Here is a 24,307-nt window from a genome sequence, read left to right as displayed (position 1 = left end):
CCATGCCCGATTCCGACCTGCCCGACGCGCTGCGGGCGTTCCGCCTCGACGGCCGGGTGGCCGTGGTGACCGGGGCGTCCTCGGGCCTGGGCGAGGCCATGGCCCGGGCGCTGGCCTCGGCCGGGGCGCGGGTCGCGGTCGTGGCACGCCGCCGCGACCGCCTGGTGAAGCTCGCCGAGCAGATCGGGGGGCTGGCGGTCGGCTGCGACCTGCTCGACCCCGGCCAGGTGGACGAGGTGGTGCCCGCCGTCGCCGCGGAGCTGGGCGGTCCGGAGATCCTGGTGAACGCCGCCGGCATGATCTTCAGCCGCGAACGGGCCGAGCACGAGTCCCCCGAGGACATCCGCCGCACCCTGGACCTCAACCTGGTCGCCCCGTTCCGCCTGGCCCAGGCGGCCTTCCCGCACATGGCCGCCGCAGGCCGCGGCGCGATCGTCAACGTCTCCTCGATCAGCGGGCACGTCGGCGTCCCCGGCATCCCCCAGGCCTCCTACGCCGCCGCCAAGCTGGGGCTGTCCGGGCTCACCTCCGAGCTGGCCGTCCAGTGGGCGCGCCACTCCATCCGCGTGAACACGCTCGCCCCGGGCTTCTTCCGCAGCGAGATCACCGACGGGATGTACGAGGACGAGCGCTCCCTGGCCTGGTTGCGCCGCAACACGCCGCTGCCCGCCGAGGGGGTCCCGGAGGACTTCGCCGGAGCCGTCCTGTGGCTCGCCGGCGACGCGGGCCGCTACGTGACGGGCCAGACGATCGTCGTCGACGGGGGCTGGACCGCCCGCTGAGGCGGCGGCTCAGATCCGGGTGCCGCGGGCGGACCGCACGGCCTGGCGGGCGCCGGCGGAGGAGGCGTTCACGACGCCGTCGTCGAAGTGGTCCAGCAGCAGCCGCTGGGTCGCGGCGAGGTGGGAGCGGTACACCCGCTCGGCCTCCGGCGCGCGGCCCGCGGCGATCTCGTCGAGGATGCGCCGGTGGACGCGGACGGCGCTCTCCGCCTCGGCGGGGGAGGGGTACTCGCCGCGCCGGGTGAGGACCTCCGCCCAGGACTCCTCCTGCGCCGACCACAGGGCGACCAGGCTGCTGACCATGTAGCGGACCGTGGCGTTCGGGGTGAACGAGACGAGGAGGTCGTGGAACTCCCGGGCGGTGCGGGTGAAGGCCACGCCGTCCGCGACGAGGGCGGCGGACGCCTCGACGTTGGCGGCGAGCGCGGGCACGACCTCCTCGAGGCGGTCCTGTCGGCGCGCGCACTCGGCGGCGCACATCGGCTCCAGCATCCGCAGGCCCTCGGCGAGGTCGCGCAGCGTGACCCGGCCGCCCTGCAGGACGAGGCCGAGGTGGTAGGCGGCCGACGCCTCGTCGGGGCGGTGCGCCTCGGCCCCGCCGACGCTGCCGCGCCGTACCGTCACCAGCCCCTCCGTCTCCAGGATCCGCAGCGCCTCCCGGATCGAGGGGTAGCTGACGCCGAACTCCTGCACCAGCTGCTCCTGGGTGGGCAGCCGGTAGCCGTCCTCACCGGCCAGGATGCGGGTGCGCAGCTCGGCCGCGACGGTCTCGGCGATGCGGCGCTGGGGCACGCGGCGGGGGCGGGCGGTGGTCACGCGGTCGGTTTCCTGCACGGCTCGGGAGTCATGCGCGGATTCTACCGGCCGGGCAGATACACAGCAAGAATTGAAATCCTTATAAGGATTACTTACCTTCTCTTCATGGACTTCACGATGGGCGCGGCCGCCACGGAGCTCCGCGGCGAGCTGCGAGGCCTGGTGGCGCAGCACGTCCCTCCGGAGTACCTGGGGGCGTTCACCGACGATCCGGCGGATCTGGAGACCGCGCAGGAGTTCTGCCGGATCCTGGCCGAACGGGGCCTGCTCTGCCCGGCCTGGCCCGAGGAGTACGGCGGGCGCGGCGCCTCGGTGTGGGAGCAGACCGCCGTCCGCGAGGAGATGTGGGCGGCGCACGAGCCGCGCGGCGCCCAGTACATGGGGGTCAACTGGGTCGGGCCGACGATCATGCGGCACGGCACCGGCGAGCAGCGGCGCAGGCACCTCCCGCCGATCGCCCGCGGGGAGGTGATCTGGTGCCAGGGCTTCAGCGAGCCCGACGCGGGCTCCGACCTGGCGTCGCTGCGCACGGCCGCCCGGCGCGACGGCGGGGGCTGGCTGGTCTCCGGGCAGAAGGTCTGGACGTCCTACGCCACCATGGCGCAGTGGTGCTTCCTGCTGGCCCGCACCTCCCGGGGCGAGCGCAGGCAGCAAGGGCTGACGATCTTCCTCGTGCCGATGGACGACCCCGCCGTCGAGGTCCGCCCGCTCGGCTGCCTGATGGGCCCCCACCACCTCAACGAGGTCTTCTTCGACGATCTGAGGGTCACCGAGGCGGACGTCCTCGGCACGGTCGACCAGGGCTGGAAGGTCGTCCAGGAGGTCCTGGCCTTCGAACGCGTCGGCATCGCGCGGTACGCCCGCTGCGAGCACCTCCTCCAGGCCGCGCCGGAGGTCCTGGGCGACGCCTGGGAGAGGCTGCCCGGAGAGCTGCGCGTGCGGTGGGCGCGGATGCTGGTGCACTGCCGCCGCGCCCGGCTGCTGGCCTACCGGGTGGTGGCGCTGCAGGACGAGGGCCGGGTGAGGCCGGGCGACGCCGCGGCGTACCGGATCGCGGTCACCCGGCTCGACCAGGAGAGCGCCGAGGTGCTCATGGACATCGCCGCCTCGGTCCCGAGGGAGGGCGAGGCCGCGCGCCGGTTCCGCGCCGAGGTGGCCGACCACTGGCGCTACTCGCACGCCTCCACCGTCGCCTCGGGGAGCATCGACGTCCAGCGGATCCTGCTGGCCCGCGCACTGCTGGGAGCCTCATGAACATCGACCTGAGCCCGGAGGCCGCCGAGTACGGGCGGGAGGCGCTGCGCGCGCTGGAGGCGGCGGGCGGCGACAGGCTCGTCCAGCGGGCCGAGGAGGCGCCCTGGAGCCGCGAGAAGGTCCTCGCCCCCGTCCTGCGCGAGATCGGCGCGTGGGAGCTCGCGCCCCGCGAGGACGCCGACGACCTGGAGGCCGCTGCGGCGCTGTGCCGGAGCGCCGGCTACTGGGCGGTCGCCTACCCGGTGGCCGAACGCCTCGCACGTCCCGCCGGCCTCGACGCCGACGGCCTGCTCGTCGTCGACGACACCGCTCCCGAGGCCGCGGTGGCCGGACTCGGCCTGCGCTGGGCGGCGGTGACGGCGGACGGCCGGCGCAGCGACGCCGTCGCCCGGCCGCCGGACGCGCCGCCGCGCACCTCGGCCTTCGTCACGGGACTCGACCTGCGGCCGATCGACGAGGACGGCGCGCGGGACGTGGCACTCGGCCTCGTCCTGCCCTGCTGGACGCTCCTGGGCATGCTCGACCGGGCGATCGACCTCACCCGCGCGCACGTGCTCGTCCGGAGGCAGTTCGGCAAGCCGCTCGCCGAGCAGCAGGGCGTCCAGTTCCAGCTGACCGACGCCGAGGTCGAGCGCAGCGGGGTGGAGATGCTCGCCAGGTACACGCTCTGGAGCGTCCAGGCCGGCCTTCCCGAGGCGCTCGACGACGCCCTCGCCCTGCGGCTGGCGGCCGTCGAGGCGGCCGAGGCGGTGTTCCGCACCGCGCACCTGCTGCACGGCGCCGTCGGATTCTGCGACGAGACGGCCCTCTCCTGGGTGTCCCGCTACAGCCAGCCGTTGCGGCGGCTGCCGTGGGGACCGTCCGCGACCCGCGACAGGCTGACCCGGCAGATCGGGCGGCGCGGCCTGACCGGGCTGTTCCGCGACACGGAGGTGACGGCGTGAAGTACGACGACCTGCCCGAGGAGCTCGCCGTCGAGGCCGACGGGCCGATCCGCACCCTCGTCATCAACCGGCCCACGGAACTCAACGCCGTCAACCGGCCGCTGCACTGGGCGCTCGCCAACGTCTGGCGGCTGCTGTCCCAGGACCGCGAGGCCAGGGTGGTCGTCCTCACCGGCGCGGGCCGGGCGTTCAGCGCGGGCGGCGACCTGGGGTGGATCACCTCCTTCCTCGACGACCCGGCCGCCCGCGACGAGAGCCTGCGCGAGGGCGCGCAGATCATCGAGGAGATGCTCCGCTTCCCGCTGCCGGTGATCGCCGCCGTCAACGGCCCGGCGGTGGGCCTCGGCTGCAGCCTGGCGGTGCTCTGCGACATCGTGCTGATGTCCGAGACCGCGCACCTGGCCGACCCGCACGTCAGCGTGGGCCTGGTGGCGGGGGACGGCGGCGCCGCCTTCTGGCCGCTGCTCACTCCGATCCTGCGTTCGCGCGAGTACCTCTACACCGGCGCGCGCATCCCCGCGGCCACCGCCGTCGAACTGGGCCTCGCCTCCCGCACCGTCCCGCCGGAGGAGCTGCCCGAACAGGCGCGGACGCTGGCCCTGCGCCTCGCCGAGCAGCCCGCCGAGGCGCTCCAGGGCACCAAGCGGGTGACCAACACGTACCTGTCGCAGGCGCTGAGCGGCGCGATGCAGGCGGGTTTCGCGGCCGAAGCCGTCACCATGCGGTCCGCCGAGCACCGGGAGCGGCTGCTGGCCCTGGCGAAGAAGGCGCGGCCATGACGGGCGCGGCCCTGGACCTCCCGGATTTCCGGGCCCACGTGCGCGACTGGTGCCGGACGCACATCCCGGACGGCTGGCGCCGGGCGCAGACGGGGGTCCCGGACGAGGAGTTCGTCGCCTTCCAGAAGGAGTGGTTCCAGGAGCTGCGCCGCGCGGGTTTCGCGGTCCCGCACTGGCCTGCGGAATGGGGCGGCGGGATGCCCGTCGCACGGCAGGCCGTGCTCTACCAGGAGCTCGCCGCCCATGACGCGCCCCGGCTGGTCCTGGCGTTCGTCTCGATCCACCACGCGGCGTCCACGCTGCTGGCCGCGGGCACCCGGGAGCAGCGCGAGCGGCACCTCCCGGCGATCCTCGACGGCGAGATCTGGGTCCAGGGCTTCTCCGAGCCCGACGCGGGATCCGACCTGGCGGCGCTCAGGACGACCGCCCGCAGGGAGGGCGGCTCCTACGTCGTCAACGGGCAGAAGGTGTGGGCGAGCGGCGCCGCGCACGCCGACTGGTGCCTGCTGCTGGCCCGCACGGACCCGGACGCCCCCAAGCGGCGCGGCATCTCCTACTTCCTGATGGACATGCGCACACCCGGCGTCGACGTGCGCCCCATCCGCCAGGCGACGGGCGAGTCGCACTTCTGCGAGATCTTCCTGGACGACGCCGTCATCCCGGCGGGGTGCCGCATCGGGCCGGAGAACGACGGCTGGCGGGTGGCGCAGGAGACGCTGGGAGCCGAACGCGGCATGACCATGCTGGAGCTGGCCGAGCGGCTGGGCAACGGCGGTTTCCGGTGGCTCGTGGAGCTGTGCGGCAGGCCGGGCCCGGGAGGGGCGCGCCCGGTCGACGACGCGCGGGTGCAGGACCGGCTGGCCGTGCTCGAGACCGAGCTCACCGGCCTGCGGGCGCTGTGCGCGGAGCTGGTGGAGAACGACAGCCCCGGTCCCGCGGACGCCTCGATCGTGAAGCTGTACTACAGCGAGCTGCTGCAGCGGATGACGGACTTCGGCGCCGAGGTCGCGGGGCTCGCCGCCCATGCCGAGCTGCGCAAACCGCTGTCGAGCGGATGGGAGTCGGGGGCCTGGGTCCTGGACTTCATCGGCTCGTGGGAGTGGACGATCCCGGGCGGGAGCAGCGAGATCCAGCGCTCCATCATCGGGGAGCGCGGCCTCGGCCTCCCCCGCGAACCGAAGGGGAGCCGATGACCGCCGACCTCACCGGGTTCCACGAGGAGCTGCGCGTCCTCGCCCGCGGCCTGCTCGGCAAGGCCGCCTCCGGGGCCGCGCCCGACTGGCGGTCGATCGCCCGCTCCGGGTGGCTCGGCCTCGAGGCGCCCGAGCCGCTGGACGGCGCGGACGCGACCTTCGCCGAGGTCGCCGTCGTCCTGCGGGAGGCGGGCCGCGCGGCGGCGCGCGGCCCGTACCCGGCGGTGGCGGCCCTCGGAGTGGGAGCGCTCGGCCTGCTGGAGCCCTCTCCCGGCCGGGACCGCCTGTTCCGGGAGACCGTGGCCGGAGCCGCAGTCCCGGTGACGGCGCTGGAGGGGGAGGCCGTCGAGGGTGTGCCGTTCCGCCTCGAACGGACCGGGCGCGGCCTGCTCCTGCACGGCACGGCCGCCTTCGTGCCCGGGGCGCCCGTCGCCGACCGGCTCCTCCTCCCGGCTCTCGGCCCGGACGGGACGCCCGTGGTGGTGGAGGCGGGACCGGACGCCCCCGGGCTGGAGGTCACCGAGCAGCCGGTCGTCGACGAGACGCGCCGGTTCGGTCTCGTCACCGCGCGCGGCGTCGAAGCCGGGCCGGACGCGGTGTGGCGCTTTCGCGGCGACCCGGAGGCGTCCGTCCGCCGGTTGCACGAACGGGCCGCCATCGCCGTGGCCTGCGACAGCCTCGGGTTGAGCGAGGCGATGCTGGAGGCGACGGTCGCCTATGCCGGTGTGCGGGAGCAGTTCGGCCGGGCGATCGGTTCCTTCCAGGCGGTGAAGCACGCGTGCGCCGACATGCTCGTGCAGGTGAAGGTGAGCGGGAAGCTCGTCGAGGGAGCGGTGCGCGGCCAGGTCGACGGCGGGCGGGGCACGGGCGTCGCGGCGTCCATGGCCAAGTCCCACGCCTGCGCGGCCGCGGTGGAGGTCGCGGGCAAGGCGATGCAGCTGCACGGAGGCATGGGCTACACGTGGGAGAGCGGCATCCACGTCTACCTGAAGCGCGCCGTGCTCAACCGTTCGCTGTCCGGCTCGCCCGCTGCGCACCGCAGGCGTCTGGCCGGGAGATATCCCGCCTTCGGCCTGGGAGCGGGCGAACGCCTGAGCTAGTATGTGAGCGTTCGCTTTCTTATTCCTTCGCCGGTACCGGTCCCCGGCTCGCCGGCGGGAGCAGTCGGGAGTCCCCACATGGCGTTCAGCTGGTTCATCTCCGTCGACGACCACCTCATCGAGCCCGCCGGGCTGTGGCAGGAGCGGCTGCCCGCGCGGTGGCGCGACACCGGACCCCGGATCGTGCGGGACGGGGCCTCGGAGTTCTGGGTGTACGAGGACCGCCAGATCGTCACCACCGGCCTCAACGCCGTGGCGGGCAAGCGGAAGGAGGAGTTCTCGCCCGAGCCGATCACCTACGACGAGATGCGGCCCGGCTGCTACGACCCCGCCGCCCGGGTGGCGGACATGAACCAGGGGAGGGTGCTGGCGTCGATGCTCTTCCCGTCCTTCCCCCGCTACTGCGGCCAGGTCTTCCACGAGGCCAGGGACAAGGAGCTCGCGCTCCTGTGCGTGCGCGCCTGGAACGACTTCATCCTCGAGGACTTCGCCGCGGCCCACCCGGGCCGGTTCATCCCGATGATGATCATCCCGCTCTGGGACCCGGTCGCCGCCGCCGCCGAGATCGAGCGGACCGCCGCCCTCGGCGCCAGGTCGATCGCCTTCTCGGAGAACCCGACCAAGCTCGGGCTGCCCTCCGTCCACACCGGCGCCTGGGACCCGGTCTGGCGGGCCTGCGACGAGACCGGCATGGTCGTGTCGATGCACGTGGGCTCCTCGTCGAACCTGCTGCGCACCTCCGACGACATGCCGACGCTGGCCTTCATGGCCTACTCGGCGGCGGTCAACCAGGCGGGCACCCTGCTGGACTGGCTTTTCAGCGGCATCTTCCCCCGGTTCGCCAACCTGAAGATCGCCCTGTCGGAGGGCTCGATCGGCTGGATCCCCTACTTCCTGGAGCGGGCCGAGCAGGTCGTCGACAAGCAGAAGCACTGGGCGTCCCGCTTCGACATCGACATGAACGCCGCGCACGACCGCGGCGAGCAGAAGGGCGCGGCGAGCTTCGACCTGGACACCGACATCCGGCAGCTGTTCAAGGACCACGTCTACGGCACGTTCATCGAGGACCAGGCGGGCCTGCGGCTGCTGGACGTCATCGGCGAGGACAACGTGATGCTCGAGTGCGACTACCCGCACTCCGACTCCACCTGGCCCGACACCGTCGAGATGGCCGGCAAGTGGCTCGGGCACCTGCCCGAGGACGTCCAGCACAAGATCACCGTCGGCAACGCGGCACGGGTCTACGGCTTCACCCCGGCCGACCCGGCCACGATCAGGGTCGCCTGAACCGCGCACGCCGCGGCCCGCCCTCCGGAAGGAGGGCGGGCCGCGGCGGTTCAGCGCACGGTGATGGCGCGCTCGGGGCAGTTGAGAGCCGCCTTGCGCGCGTTCTCCTCGAACCCGGCGGGGACCTCGGCGGTCAGGACGACCCCGTGGCCCTCCTCGTCGAGGTCGAACACCTCGGGGGAGATCTCCCAGCAGCGGGCGTGTCCCTGGCAGCGGTCCGGATCGACGGTGGCCTTCACGGGCTGTCCTCCTTGTCGCGGGCGGTTCAGAACGTGGACGAGAGGGCCCACGGGCCCTCCGGGAAGGGGCGGCCGAGCAGGTCCATGCTGTAGGAGATCCGCCCGGTCACCGTGCCGGGATCGGCGCCGCACAGCACGAGGGCGGCGTCCGCCATGGCGCCGTCGTCCTCGACCGGGGTGTTGTCGGGGGTGTGCGGGGAGACCACGGCCACGCCCGGCGTCATCACGAGCCCGGACGTCCCGAGGGCGTTGACGCTCACCCCCGTGCCGTGCACCTCCGCGGCGAGCCCGGTCGTGAGGCGGTCGAGCGCCGCCTTGCACATCCCGTACGGCACGCAGCCGTCGGACGCCCAGTCGGGGTAGGGCGGACCCGCCGGGTGCCGCGCCTGCTTGGAGGTGATGTTGAGGATCCAGCCGCGGCCGCGTTCCATCATCCCGGGCACCGCGAGCTGGCACAGCCGGAACGGGGCGTGGACCATCATCTGGAACATCAGCGCGTAGCGGCGGGGCCGGATGTCCAGGGCGGGCCCGTAGAAGTTGACGCCGGCGTTGTTCACCAGCGTGTCCGCCGGGCCCAAGAGCTCCTCGGCCCGGGTCACGACCGTCTCGACCTGCTCGGGCACGGTGAGGTCGGCGGGCACCGCCTCGACCCGGCCGCCCCGTGCCCTGATGCCCTCCATCACCTCCTCCAGGGAGCCGGGCAGCGCGGACGAGCCCCGCGTGACCGTCCGCGCCACCAGGGCTATCGCCGCCCCCTCGGCCGCCATGCGCTCGGCGATGTGCCGTCCGATACCGCGGCTCGCGCCGGTGACGATCGCCACGCGGCCGTCCATCGATCCCACAGAGAACTCCTGAGCTGAGCCGGAGGCTGGACCGGCCAGCCTAGCAAAGTGAATGCATACTCTCTTATTTTCCCAGGAGTGGCGCGTTATTGTAAGTGAGTACCCGCTTTTTTAGCTTCCCGTGCTGCCGGAAGGACCTTGACCATGCATGACATCGTGATCCGCCACGGCGAGGTGGTCGACGGGACGGGCGCGCCCCCGAGACGGGCCGACGTCGCCGTGGACGGCGACCGGATCACCGCCGTGGGCGAGGTCGGGGAGCGGGGCAGGCGCGAGATCGACGCCGCCGGCAGGCTGGTGACGCCCGGCTTCATCGACGTGCACACCCACCTCGACGCCCAGCTGTTCTGGGACCCGGACGCCACTCCCTCCTGCCACCACGGCGTCACCACGGTGGTGATGGGCAACTGCGGCGTCACCTTCGCGCCGGTCCGCCCCGGCCGGGAGGGCTACCTCGCCGCGATGATGGAGTCGGTCGAGGACATCCCCGCCGACACGATCATGGCCGGTCTCGACTGGGACTGGGAGACCTACGGCGAGTACCTGAAGTCCCTGGGCCGCCGCGAGCTCGGCGTGAACGCGGGCGGCCTGATCGGGCACTGCGCCCTGCGCCACTACGTGATGGGCGAGCGGAGCCTGGAGGAGGCGCCCGCCACGGACGACGACATCGCGGCCATGGCCGCGATCGTGGGGGAGGCCGTCGGCGACGGCGCGCTGGGCTTCTCGACGTCCCGCAGCTTCATGCACACCGTCCCCGACGGCCGCCCGGTGCCCGGCACGTACGCGCTGCCCGCCGAGCTCGCCGCCATCGCGCAGGCCATGGCCGCGCGCGGCCGCGGCACCTTCCAGGTGGTGCCGCGCATCGGCGAGCGCGACGGCGCCGACCGCCGCAACTCCGTCTCCGAGATGGCGTGGATGGAGGAGGTGAGCCGGGCCTCGGGCCGCCCCCTGGCCTTCTCCATCATGCAGAGCGACCGCCGCCCCGGCCTGTGGTCCTGGGTGATGGAGGAGACCGCCGCCGCCCGCTCCCGCGGCGCCGACATCCGCCCCATGACCGCGGTGCGCGGCAGCGCCATCGTCTACGGGCTGGTCGGCCGCACCCCCTACGACGCCCTCCCCGCCTGGGCCGGGCTGATGGGCATGCCCTTCGCCGACCGGCTGGCCGCGCTGTCCGACGAGGGGCTGCGGTCCCGCCTGGCCGAGGAGGCCGGGCGGCCGTCGGAGCTGTCGGGCCCGCTGGCGCCCAAGGACCCCGCCAAGATCTACCTCATGCCCCCCGGCTCGGCCGACTACGACGTGAGCGCGCGCAACAGCCTCGCCGCCGAGGCCGCACGGCGCGGCACGAGCCCCGCCGAGGCCTTCCTCGCCTACACCCTGGAGACCCGGGGGCTGGGCCTGCTGTACTACCCCGTCCTCAACCAGGACCTGGACGCCGTGGCCCAAATGATCACGAATCCCGACGTCGTGATCGGCGTGGCCGACGCCGGAGCCCATGTGGCGCTGACGATGGACGCGGGCAACTCCACCTACTTCCTCAAGCACTGGGTCAGGGAGGAGGGGCTGCTGGACGTGGGCAGGGCCGTCAGGAAGCTGACACTGGAGGCCGCCGACCTGTGGGGCATCGCCGACCGCGGCGTCCTGACCCCCGGAGCCTACGCCGACGTCAACGTGCTGGACCTGGAGGGCCTCCACCTCGACACCCCGCGGATGCTCGCCGACTTCCCCCTGGGGGCGAACCGCTTCACCCAGCGCGCCCGGGGCTACGACTACACCCTCGTCAACGGGGCGGTGCTGGTCGACCACGACGAGCTGACCGGAGCGCGGGCCGGCCGGCTGGTCACCCCGTCCTGAGCCGCGGCGGGGGCGGGCCCGGAACGGCCGGTCCGCCCCCGCGCCGGGCTTCCGGGCGGCGGGCACGGCGAGGGCGGATCATGCCTCGTGCGGGGGCAGGACGTCCTCCGCCCATTTCTGCAGGGCGGGGGCGAGCAGGGGCCAGCGCACGAACAGGCCTGGCGCCTCGCCGGACGTGCGCGCCGCCTGCCGCTCGTGCCATTCCCCGTCCCCCCACGGCGGTTCGGCGAGCCGGGCGTCCGGAAGCGTCCGCGCCACCTGCTCGGACGTCTCACGCCGGTGGTGGATGTCGCTCGCGCCGCTGCGGAACACCAGCGCGGGGACGTCGAGGGCGCGGGCGTCCGCGTTCGGCAGGCCGGGGACCAGCATCTCGTCCGAGGGGCAGTGCACGGCCAGCCAGCGTTCCATCGTCGCGATGAACCGGCGCGGGTCCTGGTCGAGGAACCGCTGCCGGTTCGCGGGGTTCCTGGCGATGACCTCGGCCCACTCCGGCAGCGCGGCGACCGCTTCCATGCCGCCCCTCCACGCCGCCTGGACCGATCCGGCGCAGTAGTGGAGGCCGACGGACAGCAGCCCGAAGACGCCGCCGCTGATCCACCACAGGGCGAGGCCCGCGGCGGCGTCGCGGTGGCGGGCCGCGGTCAGCAGCGACACGCGGGAGCCTCCCGAGCCGCCCGCGATCACGGCGGGCGCCATGTCCAGCCGCTCCAGCAGCCCGGCCAGGACGTCGGCCTGCATCGCCGACTCGGAGTCCCCGTCGAAGCACACGTCCGACTCCCCGGTGTTGGGGCGGTCCCAGACGAGCACCCGGTTGCCGTGCTCGGCCAGCGCCACCGCCAGTTCCCGCAGGCCCGGGGTGTCCCTGCCGTCCCGCCCGCCCGGCGTGAGCACCCAGGGGCGTCCTTCGCCGATCACCTCGTAGCCGACCCTCAGGCCGTTCACCCTTGCCGTCGCCATGCCCCGAAGTTACTATCCGAACGGATGTGAGGGAATACTTACTTACTTATTCGACGGGAGTGGACGATGAGCCATGAGGCGGTGATCGTCTCGGGCGCGCGGACCGCGGTCGGGACCGCGTTCCGGGGTTCGCTGGCCGGCGTCGACGCGCTGGAGCTCGGCACGAGGGCGGTGGCCGAGGCCGTGCGGCGCTCGGGCGTGCCGCCCGAGCTCTTCGACGACGTCATCATGGGCGAGTCCCTCTACGGCGGCGGCGCCATCGGCCGCTACGCGGCGATCGAGGCGGGGCTGGTGAACGCCCCCGGCCTCGCGCACAACCGGCACTGCGCCTCGGGCCTGGCCACCCTGCAGAGCGCCGCGGCGTCGGTCATCGCGGGCATGGACCGGGTCGTCGTCGCGGGCGGCGTGCAGTCCAGCTCGACGATGCCCAGGGTGAACCGGCGCGTCCCGGGCACCGACGACTGGGAGGAGGACTGGCTGGCGCCCAGCCACCGCGAGACCCCCGACGCGCCGATCCGGGACATGACCATCACGGTGGGGTGGAACGCCGCGGTGAAGGCCGGTATCAGCCGGGAGGACATGGACGCCTGGGCGCTGCGCTCCCATCGGCGCGCCGTCGCCGGAATCGACGGCGGAAGCTTCACCGAGGAGATCTTCCCCCTCGAGGTCGTCCGCCGCGACGGGACCGCCTTCACCTTCGAGGTCGACGAGCACCCCAGGCGGGGCTCGACGCCGGAGAAGCTCGCCTCGCTGAAGCCGCTGCACCCGGAGATCAAGGGATTCGGCATCACCGCGGGGAACTCGGCCGGAGTGAACGACGGCGCGGCGGCGGTGGTCGTCACCGACCGGGCGTTCGCCGAGGCGTCGGGCCTGGAGCCGCTGGCGGCCGTGCGGGCCTGGGCCTCGGTCGGCGTGCCGCCGGGCGAGACGGGCCTGGCCCCGCAGCTGGCCATCCCCAAGGCGCTCGACCGCGCCGGACTGTCGGTGGGAGACGTCGACCTCTGGGAGATCAACGAGGCGTTCGCCTCGGTGAGCATCGCCGCCACCCGGGCGCTCGGCCTCGACGAGGACACCGTGAACGTCCTGGGCAGCGGCTGCAGCCTGGGACACCCCGTCGCGATGACCGGCACCCGGATGGTCCTCACCCTCGTGCACGAACTGCGCCGCCGCGGCGGCGGCGTCGCCGTGGCCGCGATGTGCGCGGGCGGCGGGATGGGCACCGCCCTGGTCCTCGACGTGCCCGCACCCGCGTAGCGGGAGACCGGCTCCCGGGACGGGAAAGGGGGGCGAGGCACGAGCCTCGCCCCCCTTCGCGGCGTCACTGGCGCCGGCGCGCCGGTTCCAGCGGCGGGAAGAAGCCCTTGACCGTGCCGTCGCTGATCAGGGTCATCGCGCGGTGCCGGTCGAAACCCTTGCCGTGATGGCTCTCCAGCGCCATGACGAGCGCGATGCCCATCACCGCGCGGGCCGAGATGTCCGGGGACTCGAACGGGTAGCCGTACCTGTGCTCGACCTCGCGCCAGGCCTCGGCGAGGCGGTCCATGGCCACCATGAAGTTCTCCTGGTAGAACCGCCGGGCCACCTGCGGGTCGCCGAAGAGCACCAGGCCCAGCAGCGGGAGGATCTCCTCCAGCGTCGAGATGAGCTGCCGGTAGAGGCCGGTCATCGCCTTCAGCTGCCGTTCGGGGGTGAGCGGCTGGTCCAGGTCGACGGCCGCGGTCGCGGCGACGAGGTCGTCCACGGCCTGCTTGAGCGGCTCCACCACGGCCTCGAAGAACAGCTGGTCCTTGCTCTCGAAGTGGCGGTAGATCACGCCCTCGCTGATGCCGCTGTGCTCGGCGATCACCTTGATCGTCGTGCCGTTCATGTCACCGGTCTCGATGAACGCGCGCCTCGCGGCGGCCAGGATCGAGCTCTTGCGGGCCTCGGCGGTGAGCCGCCGCCGTCGCGGCGCGTTCTCGGCGGGCCGTGACGTCTCCTCCGCGGGAGGGGAAGGGGCTACCGGCTTGGTCATGAGCTTCTCCTGGCGGCCAGTCCTCCACAGGAGGTGAGTGGGCACATACTTTCATCGTAGTAGGTGCGGTGACGTGGTCCAGGCCGCGCCCGTCCCGCACCGCGTCACCCGATGATCTCAGATCGGCCCGTCATCTGCGGTGGTTCATGAGGTCCAGTGCGTCGTCGGCGGCGGTGAGGACGGTGCCGGGGGTGGCGTGGTGGGTGCGGGCGAGTTCGGTGATGAGGCGGGCGTCTTTTTGGAGGAGTGGTCCGGCGACGGGTGCCATGCGGTCGAGGGTGCCTCCGGCGGCGGTGACGCGGGTGAGGGCGAAGCTGGTGCCGGTGCCGTGGGTGATGGCTTGGGCGAGTGCGGTGGTGTCGATGCCGAGTTGTCTGCCGAGTGCGAGGGTGCTGGCGGCGGTGGCGAGGTGGGCGGTGAACAGGAGGTTGTTGAGGAGTTTGGTGAGTTGTGCGCTGCCCAGTGCTCCGGTGTGGATGATGGGTGAGGCGTAGGTGGCGAAGACGGGGCGGCAGAGTTCGACGGCTTCGGTGTCGCCCCCGGCCAGGACGAGCAGGCGTCCTTCGGCGGCGGCGCCGCCTCCGCCGCTGACGGGTGCGTCCACGAGGCGGATGCCCTGTTTCCCGGCGGGTTCGGCGAGCTTGCGGCAGGTGTCGGGGTGGACGGTGCTGTGGATGGCGATGACGCCGCCGGACCGCAGCCCGTCCAGTACGCCGTTCTTGCCGGTGAGGACTTCTTCGACGTCGGTGTCGTTGACGACGCAGACGCAGACGATGTCGCATGCGGCGGCCAGTTCGGCGGGGGTACCGGCCGTTTTGGCGGGGGTGTCGGTGAAGGCTTCGAGGGTGGCGGCCCGTCGTGCCCACAGGGTGGTGTCGTAACCGGCGTCGATGATCCGGCGGGCCATGGGAGCGCCTTGGCTGCCCAGGCCGATGAACCCGACGTGCATCGGTCCTTCTTTCTCGAAGAGGCGGGCGAGCGGAGCGGCGCCGGAAAGCGGACGTCTCGGCTTCCTCCGCTCGGGGGCGCCGGAAAGCGGCGAGGAGTCCCGCGGCGGCGATGAGGGCAAGGCAGGCGGTGTCCGCCGGACGGCACGCCGTCCGGCGGACCGCTCGCTAACCGGCGATCTCGGCCCGCTTCTTGCGGACGGTGACGGGTTCGGCGAGGCGCTGCTCGTCGCAGACCTTCTGGAGCTTGCCGAGGGTCTCCTCGAGGCCGGGGCCGAGCCGGGGGCCCGGAGTGAAGGTGGCGGGCAGGTAGCGCATGCCGTTGATGACGGAGATCGTGTCGTAGTGCACGGTTCCCTCGGGGTCGCACACGTAGTCCGGCATGCGGTCGAGGACCTGGAGGATCATCCGCTTGAACAGCGTGCGTGCCACATTCGAGCCGATGCAGCGGTGGATGCCGAGGCCGAAGCTGGCGTGCCGGTTGCCCTCGCGGTCCATCTTGACCTGGTCGGGTTCTTCGAAGACGGCGGGGTCGCGGTTGGCCATCGCCCACGACAACCAGAGGCGGTCGCCCTCCTTGAACCGCACCCCCGCGACCTCGCAGTCGGCGGAGATGGTGCGTCCGTCGCCGACGGCGGGGGTGTAGAAGCGCAGGAACTCCTCGGTGGCCGAGTCCAGGAGGGTGTCGCGCTCACGGCTGAGCCGCTCACGCTCCGCCGGGTTCTCCGACAGCCACTCGATGGCGTGGGAGCTGAGCGCGGTGGTGGTGTCGAACCCGCCGCCGATGAGCAGCCCGAGCACTCCCATCAGCTCCATGTCGGGCGCCTTCTGCCCGTTGATGTCGGCGTTGATGAGCGCGTTGACCAGGCCGGGTCGGGGGTTCTCCTTGATGTGGGCGAACTGCTTGAACAGCTCCATGCCCATCTGCATGTGGAGCTGGCCGACCCGCTCGATGTCGGGGGAGTCCAAAGGCGTGTAGATGGCGGCGTGCGCCGGTTCGCAGTAGACCGTCCAGTCCTTGATGGGGATGCCCATCATGGCCAGCGTGAACGCCGCCGGGACGATGTTGACGAGGTCTTCGACGAAGTCGATGCGCCCGGACTCGATCCTGTCGTCGATGCAGGCGCGCACCAGTTCGTCGATCCACGGGATCCACCGGCTGATGGCCGCAGGCGACAGATAAGGATTGAGAGCCTGGCGGTAGTAGCGCTGCTCGGGTGGGTCCATTTCCAGGAATCCGCCGCGGCGGCCTTTTCCGCGTGCGGGTGCGGGGATGGAGATGCCCTGGTAGCCGCGTCGCTCGTTGTTGACGTCGTGGTCGTTGGACAAGAACTCCGCGGAGCGGGCGGCGAGTTCGAACACCTCGCGGTTGCCGGCGGCGACCCAGTGTCCGCCGTGGGTGTCGGTCCAGGCGATGGGGCACTTGGCGTGCATCTCGTGGGTGATGTCTTCGAAGCGTTCGCGGTAGTCGGGCGCGTGCCGGTCGAAGTGGTACTTGATCTTCTTGCGTTCCTCGTCGCCGATCGCGTCTTGCGTGCTCACGCTGTGCCCTCCACGGAGATCGCCCGCTCGGGGCAGGACCTGACGGCGCTGACCACCTGGGACTCCAGGCCGGCCGGGACCTCCGGGCTCACCGGAGAGGAGTGCCCGTCGACGTCGTCCAGCTCGAAGACGTCGGGGGCCTTCATGGCGCAGAGGGTGTGGCCCTGGCAGAGTGCCTGGTCGACCTTGACCTTCATGGTTCCTCCTGCGGATCAGACGTGGAAGTCGTGCCACTTGAGGTAGCCGCCCGCGTCGACCCGCAGCTGCATGCCGGTGACGTAGCGGGCCTCGTCGGAGGCGAGGAACAGGATGGCGTTGCTGATGTCCACCGCTTCGATGTAGGGGATCGGCATGGCCTGCTGCACGCGGAAGGCCGGCTCGGCGTCCTCGCGCTTGGGGTCCGCCAGGTCGGGGCGGAAGGAGCGGTACATGGGCTTGCTCTGCAGCATCTGGGTGTTGACGTTGGTCGGGTGCACGACGTTGGCCCGGATCGAGCGGGGGGCGAGCTGCCGCCCCAGCTCGTGCATGTAGTCCGACAGGGCGCGCTTGGCCCAGGCGTAGCCGCTGCCGCCGGGGTTGGTGCCGGGGTTCTGCACCATGCCCTGGCTCATGAGCGCGGCGGCGGAGGCGACCGCGATGACCGAGGCGCCCTCGGACAGGTGCGGGAGGGACGCCTGGACCGCGTTGATGGAGCCGAGCAGGTTGACGTTGACGACGTCGGTCCAGGCCTGCAGCGGGGGGTTGCCGTGCAGCGGGGCGATGCCGGCCTGCGCGACGACGACGTCGACCTTGCCGAGCTCGGCGATGCCCCGCTCCAGGGCGTCGCGGAGCTGGGCGGCCTCGCGGACGTCGGCCTGGGCGGTCACGATGCGCCGGCCCTGCGCCTCGACCAGGCGCGCGGTCTCCTTGAGGTCGTCCGGGCTCGCCATCGGGTAGTCGACGGTCTCGTAGTCCTGGCAGAGGTCGACCGCGATGATGTCGGCGCCCTCCTCGGCCAGCCGGACGGCGTGGCTGCGGCCTTGACCGCGCGCCGCTCCGGTGATGAATGCGACCTTTCCCTCAACGCGTCCCATGGTGGCTCCTTCGCTCGGGGCGGGTGGGCTGGCGGGTACTCCGGGCGCCGGGGGGCTGCCGGCCGCCCGTCTGCTTGAATATGGCGATATTCGTTTACGAAATCTCCAATTCCGAACGAGAGAACCTTACTCTCAACAGGAGGGGAATACCAGTCTTGATGAGTGTTCACTTACTTATTTAGGGTGGTTCCCGACCCATGGACGAGGAGGACCGGTGGGAACACAGGAAAGGCGCGCGAAGCTGCTCGTGGACGGGCGGCTCCTCGAGACCGGCAAGACGTTCGCATCGCTCGACCCCGCGACCGGGAAGGTGGTCGGGTACGCGCCCGACGCCACGGTCGCCGAGGCCGAGGCCGCCGTCGAGGCCGCGCGCCGCGCCTTCGACACGACGGGCTGGGCGAACGACGTGGAGCTGCGCGTCCGCTGCCTCGAGCAGTTCCACCAGGCGCTGGTCGAGCACAAGGAGGAGCTGCGCGAGCTGACGATCGCCGAGGCCGGCGCCCCGCGGATGATCACGTACGGCACCCAGCTCGACGAGCCGATCGAGATCGTCCGCTACTACGCGGACCTGCTGCGGACCTACCCGATGACCGAGGAGCTCGGCGAGATCGAGGCACGGGGCAGGCGCCACCGGCGCTGGGTGGAGAAGGAGGCCGCGGGCGTCGTCGCGGCGATCACCCCGTACAACTACCCGGTCCAGATCGCGCTGGCGAAGCTGGCGCCCGCGCTCGCCGCCGGCTGCACCGTCGTGCTGAAGGGCGCGCCGGACACCCCCCTCATCACGCAGGCGCTGGGCGAGCTGATCGCCGAGCACACCGACATCCCGCCCGGCGTGGTCAACGTCCTGTCGTCGACCGACGTGGCCGTGGGCGAGGTGCTCACCACCCACCCCGGCGTGGACATGGTCACCTTCACCGGCTCGACCGCCACCGGCCGGCGCATCATGGCGGCCGCGGGGCAGACGGTGAAGAAGGTGTTCCTGGAACTCGGCGGCAAGTCGGCGATGATCGTGCTCGACGACGCCGACCTCGGCCTGTGCGCGATGGCCGCCGCCTTCACGATCTGCAGCCACGCGGGCCAGGGCTGCGCGATCACCTCCCGGGTGCTCGTCCCGCGGGCGCACCACGACGCGTTCGTCGAGCAGACCGCCGCCATGCTGGCCGGGGTGAAGTACGGCGACCCCGCCGACCCGGCCACCTACATGGGGCCGCTCATCAGCGAGGCGCAGCGCGACAAGGTGCACGGCATGGTCCTGCGCGCCGTCGAGGCGGGGGCCACGCTGGTGACCGGCGGCGAGAAGGTCGACCCCGGCTACTTCTACCGGCCGACCCTGCTGACCAGTGTCGACCCGGCGAGCGAGATCGCCCAGGAGGAGGTCTTCGGGCCGGTGCTCGTGGTCATCGCCTACGACGACGAGGACGAGGCGGTGCGCATCGCCAACGACTCGATATACGGCCTTTCCGGCGGGGTCTTCAGCGCCGACGACGAGCGCGCCGTCGCGGTGGCCCGCCGCGTCCGCGCCGGGACGCTGAGCATCAACGGCGGCTACTACTTCGGCGGCGACGCGTCCTTCGGCGGGTACAAGCAGTCGGGCATCGGCCGCGAGGGCGGTGTCCCGGGCTTCGAGGAGTTCCTGGAGCGCAAGACCCTCGCGACGGTGGTCGGATGACGGGCGGGCCGCTCGAGGGCATCCGGGTCCTCGAAGTGGCGATGTACGGGTTCGTCCCTTCGGCGGGCGGGGTGCTCGCCGACTGGGGAGCGGACGTCGTCAAGGTCGAGCACGCCGTCCACGGAGACCCGCAGCGCGGGCTCCGCCAGACCGGCAGGATGCGGGTCGAGGGCGATCCCAACCCCAACTTCGAGCACGCCAACCGCGGCAAGCGCAGCATCGGCCTCGACATCTCCGCCCCGGAGGGCCGCGAGGTCCTCTACGAGCTCGCCAAGCGGTCCGACGTGTTCCTGACCAGCTTCCTGCCCGGACACCGCGGCAGGTTCGGCATCGACGTCGATGACATCCGCGCGGTGAACCCGAAGATCATCTATGCCCGGGGCAGCGCGCTGGGTCCCCGCGGCCCGGAGGCCGCCCGCGGCGGTTACGACATGACGGCCTTCTGGTCGCGGGCCGGGACCGCCGCCAGCATCACCCCGCCGGACGTCGACGGGGTGATCGGCCCGCCGGGGCCCGCCTACGGCGACACCATCTCCGGCACGAACCTCGCCGGGGGCATCGCGGCGGCGCTGGTCCGGCTCGGGCGCACCGGCGAGCCGTCCGTCGTGGACGTCTCCCTGCTCGGCAGCGGCCTGTGGTCGCTGGGCCACGGCGTCGCGCTGTCGGCCCACCTCGGCGAGCCGATGGAGGCGCCCGAGACAGGGGCCCACGGCTCAACGGCCAACCCCCTCGTCGGGCTCTACCGCACGTCCGACGGGAGGTACCTGTCGCTCGTCATGCTGCAGGCCGCCAAGTTCTGGGCCGACGTCTGCCGCCACCTCGACCGGCCCGACCTGATCGACGATCCGCGCTTCGCCACCGGCGAGCTGATCGCGGCCAACACCGAGCAGGCCGTCGAGATCCTCAGGGAGGTGATCGCCACCCGCACGCTGGCCGAGTGGGCCGAGCGCCTCGCCACCCTGTCCGGGCCCTGGGCGCCGGTGCAGGACTCCCTGCAGGTGATCGACGACGCGCAGGTCCGGGCGAACGAGTACATGGTCCGGGCGGGCGGGCTGAAGCTGGCCGCGAGCCCCGTGCAGTTCGACGTCCGCGGCCACGAGCCGGCCCCGGCCCCGGGTTTCGCGGCCCAGACCGAGGAGGTCCTCCTGGAGTCCGGCCTCACCTGGGAACGCATCATCGAGCTCAAGACGACCGGCGCCGTCACCTGAGCGACATGGCATGTCCGACCGATCCGCAGACCTCATGAAGGAGACCCCCATGCCGTCACGCGAGCTGCCCTATCCGCTGTTCGACGCGGACAACCACCTGTACGAGCCCCAGGAGGCGCTGACCAAGTACCTCCCGGAGAAGTACAAGAACGCGATCAAGTACGTGCAGGTCGACGGCCGCACGAAGATCGCCGTGCGCGGCCACATCAGCGAGTACATCCCCAACCCCACCTTCGAGGTGGTCGCCCGGCCCGGCGCGATGGAGGAGTACTTCCGCGTCGGCAACCCCGAGGGCAAGGACCGCCGGCAGATCTTCGGCGAGCCGATGCGGTCCATCCCGGCCTTCCGCGAACCCGAACCGCGCCTGAAGCTCATGGACGAGCTGGGCATCCAGCAGACGCTGATGTTCCCGACGCTGGCCAGCCTCATCGAAGAGCGGATGAAGGACGACCTGGAGATGACCCACGCGGTCATCCACGCGCTCAACCAGTGGCTTCTGGAGACCTGGACCTTCAACTACCAGGACCGCATCTTCACCACCCCGGTCATCACCCTGCCGATCCTCGACAAGGCGATCGAGGAGCTCGACTGGGTCGTGGCGAACGGCGCCCGCGCGATCCTGGTGCGCCCCGCCCCCGTCCCCGGGTACAAGGGCAGCCGCTCGTTCGGCCTGCCGGAGTTCGACCCGTTCTGGCAGCGGGTCGTCGACCACGGCATCCTGGTCGGGCTGCACTCCTCCGACAGCGGCTACAGCCGCTACATCAGCGACTGGGAGGGCGTCAGCAACGAGATGCTGCCGTTCAAGCCCAACGCCTTCCGCATGATCTTCGAGTGGCGGCCGATCCAGGACACCGTGGCCGCGCTGGCCATCCACGGCGCCCTGTCGCGGTTCCCCGACCTGAAGATCGCCGTGATCGAGAACGGCGCCTCCTGGGTGGGGCCGCTGCTGGACCAGCTCGCCGGCATCTACAAGAAGATGCCGCAGGAGTTCACCGAGGACCCGGTGGTCGCGGTCAAGCGCAACATCCACGTCAGCCCCTTCTGGGAGGACGACATGGCCAGGCTGTCCGACCTCATCGGCGTGGAGCGGGTGCTGTTCGGCTCCGACTACCCCCACCCCGAGGGCCTGGCCGACCCGATCACCTACGTCGACGAGCTCGAGGGCCTCAGCGAGGAGCACAAGGCGCTGATCATGGGCGGGAACCTGGCCAGGCTGATCGCGAAATGAGGCGGGGCGCCGTCCCTGAGGGACCGCCTCGTAGGGAAAGGGCTGGGAGACCGTGTGTGAGGGAAGTCGGGAATGATCTTTGAATTCGACGAGGACCAGCGCCTGTGGCAGGCGACGGTCCGCGAGGCCGTCGCCAAGGAGTGCCCGCCCGCGCTGGTCCGCGGGGTCGTGGACGAGGGCGTCGACCCCGGGCCGCTCTGGAGGGCCTACGTCCGGCACGGCTGGACCGAGTTGACCGGTTCCGGTGAGGCGGTGGAGTTGGCGATCGTGCTGGAGGAGCTGGGCCGGGCGACCGATCCCACCCCCTACCTGGCGACGATGACGCAGTTCGCCCCGTTCTTCCCGGAGGCCGTGGAGAAGGGCGTGTCCGGGACCGCCGTGTTCGAGGGCGTCACCGCCCGCCGCGACGGAGACGGATGGACGCTGGACGGGACCGCCCGCCATGTCCTGGACGGCGACCGCGCCGACCGGCTGGCCGTCGTCACCGGCGAGGGCGTCTTCACCGTCCCCGCCGCGCGGGTCACCGCCACCCGCGAGCAGGTCTTCGATCCGCTCCTGCACGTCGCGGAGGTCTCTTTCACCGGCGTCCGGGTCACCGCCGACGACCGGAGCGCGGCGGATCTGGAGGGGGCTCGGCATCGGGCGCTCGCCGGTCTGGCCCTGACCATGGTCGGCGCCTGCCAGCGCATCCTGGACCTGACACTGGAGCACGTGCGCACCCGGCACCAGTTCGGCGTGCCCATCGGCTCGTTCCAAGCGGTCAAGCACAAGGCCGCCGACATGCATGTGGCGATCGAGCGGGCGCGGGCGCTGGCGTATTACGCGGCGCTGACGATCGCCGCCGACGACCCGCGCCGCCGTCTGGCCGCCTCGATGGCCAAGGCCGCCGCGGGCGAGTGCCAGTCCCTGGTGTTCCAGAGCGGCTTCCAGCTGTTCGGGGGGATGGGTTACACGTGGGAGAACGATCTGCAGTTCGCGCTCAAGCGGGCCAAGGCGGGTGAGCTGCTGCTCGGCGGCGCCGCGGAGCACCGGGCGCTGATCGCCGAGGAGTACGCATGAAGCTGACGTTCGATCCCGATGTCGAGGCCTTCCGCGCCGAGTTCGCGGCGTTCCTCGCCGAGCACGCGCCCGCGGCGGAAGAGGCCGCGGAGCGGCCCCGCTCCAGCTCGCACATCCCCGAGTGGGCGAGGCGCTGGCAGCGGCTGCTGTTCGAGGAGGGCTGGCTGCTGCCGGCCAACCCGCCGGAGTTCGGCGGCCGGAACGCGAGCCTGCTCCAGCAGTACGTGCACCTGGAGGAGCTGGCCAAGCGGAAGATCTATCACAGCTTCAACCCGCAGGGCCTGGGCATCATCGCGGCCTCGCTGCTTTCGTTCGGCACCGAGGAGCAGAAGCACCGCTGGGCCGTCCCGATCCTGCGCGCGGAGATCACCGCCGCGCTGGGCATGAGCGAACCCGGCGCGGGTTCGGACCTGGCCTCCCTGCGCACCCGTGCCGACCTTCAGGGCGACCACTTCGTGGTGAACGGGCAGAAGGTCTGGACGTCCGGCGCCCACGACGCCGACTTCATCCTCGCCTTCGTGCGCACCGACCCGGACGCGCCCAAGCACAAGGGCATCAGCGTGCTGATCGTCCCGACGGACCTGCCCGGGGTGAACCGCCGCCCGTTCGGTTCCCTGGTCGGCCCCGACGACCTGGACTTCAACGAGGTCTTCTTCGAGGACGTCAAGGTGCCGGCCGAGAACCTCGTCGGCGCGCTGAACGACGGATGGCGGGTCGCCAACGGCTCCCTCGGCCACGAGCGCAACATGTTGTGGCTGCACTTCGCCACCCGTTTGGAGGAGCAGATCCGCGACTTCCAACCGGCGACCGTGCTCGATCGCGACTGGTACGCCACGCTCGTCATGGACGCCCAGGCGCTGCGCCTGATGGGTTCGGCCGCCCTGGCGCGGGCGTCGCGGGGCGAGCAGGACGTCGCCGCGTTGTCGGTGCTCAAGCTGTTCGGTTCCGAGGCGACGCAGAAGGCGGCGGAACGGATGCTGGACGCCCACGGTGCCGAAGGCCTGTACCCCACGCCCACGGGCCCGCAGGCCCCGCTGAACCTCGACGTGTTCATCACCGGCTGGTTCGAGCGTTACGCACGGAGCTTCGGCGGCACGATCGCCGGAGGCACCTCCGAGATCCAGCGCACGGTCATCGCCGAGCGGGTGCTCGGCCTGCCCCGAGGATGAGGAGCCTGACTTGTACATCGACTACGAGGTCGCCGACGGGATCGCGACCATCACCCTCAACCGCCCCGAGGCGGCCAACGCCCAGAACAAGGAGCTGCTCGACGAGCTGGACGCCGCCTGGACGAAGGCGGCGCAGGACGAGGACGCCAAGGTCATCGTGCTGAGAGCGGAGGGCAGGCACTTCTCCGCGGGACACGACCTGAGAAGCGGCGCCACGCGGCCCGAGAAGATCACCCTGGAGTGGATCTACCGGGAGGAGTCGCGCCGGTATCTGGAGTACTCGCTGCGCTGGCGCAACGTGCCCAAGCCGTCGATCGCCGCGGTCCAGGGCCGCTGCATCGCGGGCGGCCTGCT

Annotated in this window: 24 protein-coding genes; 15 read left to right on the top strand and 9 right to left on the bottom strand. The window is 72.0% G+C overall.

All coding sequences use genetic code 11. The features are described 5' to 3' along the window. Positions 1 to 2: 2 nt before the first annotated feature. The gene (locus C2865_RS13270) at positions 3 to 782 is read left to right on the top strand and encodes an SDR family NAD(P)-dependent oxidoreductase (protein ID WP_106398772.1); all 780 of its coding nucleotides are present in this window, start codon (positions 3 to 5) and stop codon (positions 780 to 782) included. Between the two features lie 9 nt (positions 783 to 791). Here C2865_RS13270 and C2865_RS13265 read toward each other — a convergent pair whose 3' ends face one another. Beyond that, positions 792 to 1,598, bottom strand: a complete 807-nt coding sequence (locus tag C2865_RS13265; protein ID WP_106398771.1) for a FadR/GntR family transcriptional regulator — start codon at positions 1,596 to 1,598, stop codon at positions 792 to 794. A 105-nt stretch (positions 1,599 to 1,703) separates the two neighbouring features. On the opposite strand from C2865_RS13265, the gene C2865_RS13260 reads away from it, so the two are divergent. The 6 genes from C2865_RS13260 to C2865_RS13235 all read left to right on the top strand — a co-directional run bounded on the left by C2865_RS13260 (position 1,704) and on the right by C2865_RS13235 (position 8,155). Continuing rightward, positions 1,704 to 2,852, top strand: a complete 1,149-nt coding sequence (locus C2865_RS13260) for an acyl-CoA dehydrogenase family protein (RefSeq protein WP_106398770.1) — start codon at positions 1,704 to 1,706, stop codon at positions 2,850 to 2,852. Next, positions 2,849 to 3,796, top strand: coding sequence for an acyl-CoA dehydrogenase family protein (locus tag C2865_RS13255; RefSeq protein WP_106398769.1), 948 nt, complete (start codon positions 2,849 to 2,851; stop codon positions 3,794 to 3,796). Before C2865_RS13260 ends, C2865_RS13255 begins: the two co-directional genes overlap by 4 nt. Continuing rightward, on the top strand, positions 3,793 to 4,575 hold the full coding sequence (locus C2865_RS13250) for an enoyl-CoA hydratase/isomerase family protein (RefSeq protein ID WP_106398768.1): 783 nt from the start codon (positions 3,793 to 3,795) through the stop codon (positions 4,573 to 4,575). Before C2865_RS13255 ends, C2865_RS13250 begins: the two co-directional genes overlap by 4 nt. Further along, positions 4,572 to 5,768 carry an acyl-CoA dehydrogenase family protein gene (locus C2865_RS13245; protein ID WP_106398767.1) on the top strand — a complete coding sequence of 399 codons (1,197 nt, stop codon included), beginning with the start codon at positions 4,572 to 4,574 and terminating at the stop codon, positions 5,766 to 5,768. Before C2865_RS13250 ends, C2865_RS13245 begins: the two co-directional genes overlap by 4 nt. Beyond that, positions 5,765 to 6,868: an acyl-CoA dehydrogenase family protein gene (locus C2865_RS13240; protein WP_106398766.1), complete on the top strand. Its 1,104-nt coding sequence runs from the start codon at positions 5,765 to 5,767 to the stop codon at positions 6,866 to 6,868. Before C2865_RS13245 ends, C2865_RS13240 begins: the two co-directional genes overlap by 4 nt. Positions 6,869 to 6,946: 78 nt before the next feature. Beyond that, on the top strand, positions 6,947 to 8,155 hold the full coding sequence (locus C2865_RS13235; protein WP_106398765.1) for an amidohydrolase family protein: 1,209 nt from the start codon (positions 6,947 to 6,949) through the stop codon (positions 8,153 to 8,155). Positions 8,156 to 8,205: 50 nt separating this feature from the next. On the opposite strand, the gene C2865_RS13230 is transcribed toward C2865_RS13235, so the two are convergent. Then, the gene (locus tag C2865_RS13230; RefSeq protein WP_106398764.1) at positions 8,206 to 8,394 is read right to left on the bottom strand and encodes a ferredoxin; all 189 of its coding nucleotides are present in this window, start codon (positions 8,392 to 8,394) and stop codon (positions 8,206 to 8,208) included. A 26-nt stretch (positions 8,395 to 8,420) separates the two neighbouring features. Next, on the bottom strand, positions 8,421 to 9,227 hold the full coding sequence (locus tag C2865_RS13225; RefSeq protein WP_232835636.1) for an SDR family NAD(P)-dependent oxidoreductase: 807 nt from the start codon (positions 9,225 to 9,227) through the stop codon (positions 8,421 to 8,423). 153 nt (positions 9,228 to 9,380) lie between these two features. Here C2865_RS13225 and C2865_RS13220 point away from each other — a divergent pair, with 153 nt between their 5' ends. Beyond that, positions 9,381 to 11,087: an N-acyl-D-amino-acid deacylase family protein gene (locus tag C2865_RS13220; protein ID WP_106398762.1), complete on the top strand. Its 1,707-nt coding sequence runs from the start codon at positions 9,381 to 9,383 to the stop codon at positions 11,085 to 11,087. A 78-nt stretch (positions 11,088 to 11,165) separates the two neighbouring features. On the opposite strand, the gene C2865_RS13215 is transcribed toward C2865_RS13220, so the two are convergent. Then, the gene (locus C2865_RS13215) at positions 11,166 to 12,044 is read right to left on the bottom strand and encodes an alpha/beta fold hydrolase (RefSeq protein WP_106398761.1); all 879 of its coding nucleotides are present in this window, start codon (positions 12,042 to 12,044) and stop codon (positions 11,166 to 11,168) included. A gap of 66 nt (positions 12,045 to 12,110) precedes the next feature. Between C2865_RS13215 and C2865_RS13210 the strand changes: the two genes are divergently transcribed. After that, positions 12,111 to 13,298, top strand: a complete 1,188-nt coding sequence (locus C2865_RS13210; protein ID WP_106398760.1) for a thiolase family protein — start codon at positions 12,111 to 12,113, stop codon at positions 13,296 to 13,298. 64 nt (positions 13,299 to 13,362) lie between these two features. Here the strand turns inward: C2865_RS13210 and C2865_RS13205 are convergent, their stop codons facing one another. The 5 genes from C2865_RS13205 to C2865_RS13185 all read right to left on the bottom strand — a co-directional run bounded on the left by C2865_RS13205 (position 13,363) and on the right by C2865_RS13185 (position 17,620). Further along, positions 13,363 to 14,058, bottom strand: coding sequence for a TetR/AcrR family transcriptional regulator (locus C2865_RS13205; protein WP_106398759.1), 696 nt, complete (start codon positions 14,056 to 14,058; stop codon positions 13,363 to 13,365). Positions 14,059 to 14,188: 130 nt separating this feature from the next. After that, entirely contained in the window at positions 14,189 to 15,007 is an 819-nt protein-coding gene (locus C2865_RS13200; protein WP_106398758.1) for an NAD(P)-dependent oxidoreductase, read from the bottom strand. Between the two features lie 166 nt (positions 15,008 to 15,173). After that, the gene (locus C2865_RS13195) at positions 15,174 to 16,547 is read right to left on the bottom strand and encodes a cytochrome P450 (RefSeq protein WP_106398757.1); all 1,374 of its coding nucleotides are present in this window, start codon (positions 16,545 to 16,547) and stop codon (positions 15,174 to 15,176) included. Then, positions 16,544 to 16,744 carry a ferredoxin gene (locus C2865_RS13190; RefSeq protein ID WP_106398756.1) on the bottom strand — a complete coding sequence of 67 codons (201 nt, stop codon included), beginning with the start codon at positions 16,742 to 16,744 and terminating at the stop codon, positions 16,544 to 16,546. Before C2865_RS13190 ends, C2865_RS13195 begins: the two co-directional genes overlap by 4 nt. A 15-nt stretch (positions 16,745 to 16,759) precedes the next feature. Then, entirely contained in the window at positions 16,760 to 17,620 is an 861-nt protein-coding gene (locus C2865_RS13185) for a mycofactocin-coupled SDR family oxidoreductase (protein WP_106398755.1), read from the bottom strand. Positions 17,621 to 17,834: 214 nt separating this feature from the next. Between C2865_RS13185 and C2865_RS13180 the strand changes: the two genes are divergently transcribed. The 6 genes from C2865_RS13180 to C2865_RS13155 all read left to right on the top strand — a co-directional run. Next, positions 17,835 to 19,289: an aldehyde dehydrogenase family protein gene (locus C2865_RS13180; RefSeq protein WP_232835578.1), complete on the top strand. Its 1,455-nt coding sequence runs from the start codon at positions 17,835 to 17,837 to the stop codon at positions 19,287 to 19,289. Then, on the top strand, positions 19,286 to 20,497 hold the full coding sequence (locus tag C2865_RS13175) for a CaiB/BaiF CoA transferase family protein (RefSeq protein ID WP_106398753.1): 1,212 nt from the start codon (positions 19,286 to 19,288) through the stop codon (positions 20,495 to 20,497). Before C2865_RS13180 ends, C2865_RS13175 begins: the two co-directional genes overlap by 4 nt. Positions 20,498 to 20,546: 49 nt before the next feature. Further along, a complete protein-coding gene (locus C2865_RS13170) occupies positions 20,547 to 21,725 on the top strand; it encodes an amidohydrolase family protein (RefSeq protein ID WP_106398752.1) in 1,179 nt (392 codons plus the stop codon). A gap of 72 nt (positions 21,726 to 21,797) precedes the next feature. Beyond that, on the top strand, positions 21,798 to 22,784 hold the full coding sequence (locus C2865_RS13165; RefSeq protein WP_106398751.1) for an acyl-CoA dehydrogenase family protein: 987 nt from the start codon (positions 21,798 to 21,800) through the stop codon (positions 22,782 to 22,784). Continuing rightward, entirely contained in the window at positions 22,781 to 23,953 is a 1,173-nt protein-coding gene (locus tag C2865_RS13160) for an acyl-CoA dehydrogenase family protein (protein ID WP_106398750.1), read from the top strand. Before C2865_RS13165 ends, C2865_RS13160 begins: the two co-directional genes overlap by 4 nt. Before the next feature lie 10 nt (positions 23,954 to 23,963). Further along, a partial coding sequence (locus tag C2865_RS13155; protein ID WP_198653296.1) for an enoyl-CoA hydratase-related protein occupies positions 23,964 to 24,307 on the top strand: 344 nt, incomplete at its 3' end.

This window comes from Actinocorallia populi (assembly GCF_002995495.1).
GTDB lineage: Bacteria > Actinomycetota > Actinomycetes > Streptosporangiales > Streptosporangiaceae > Actinocorallia > Actinocorallia populi.
Note: the sequence above shows the minus strand (reverse complement) of the source record. Positions and strands in the feature narration are given on the sequence as shown.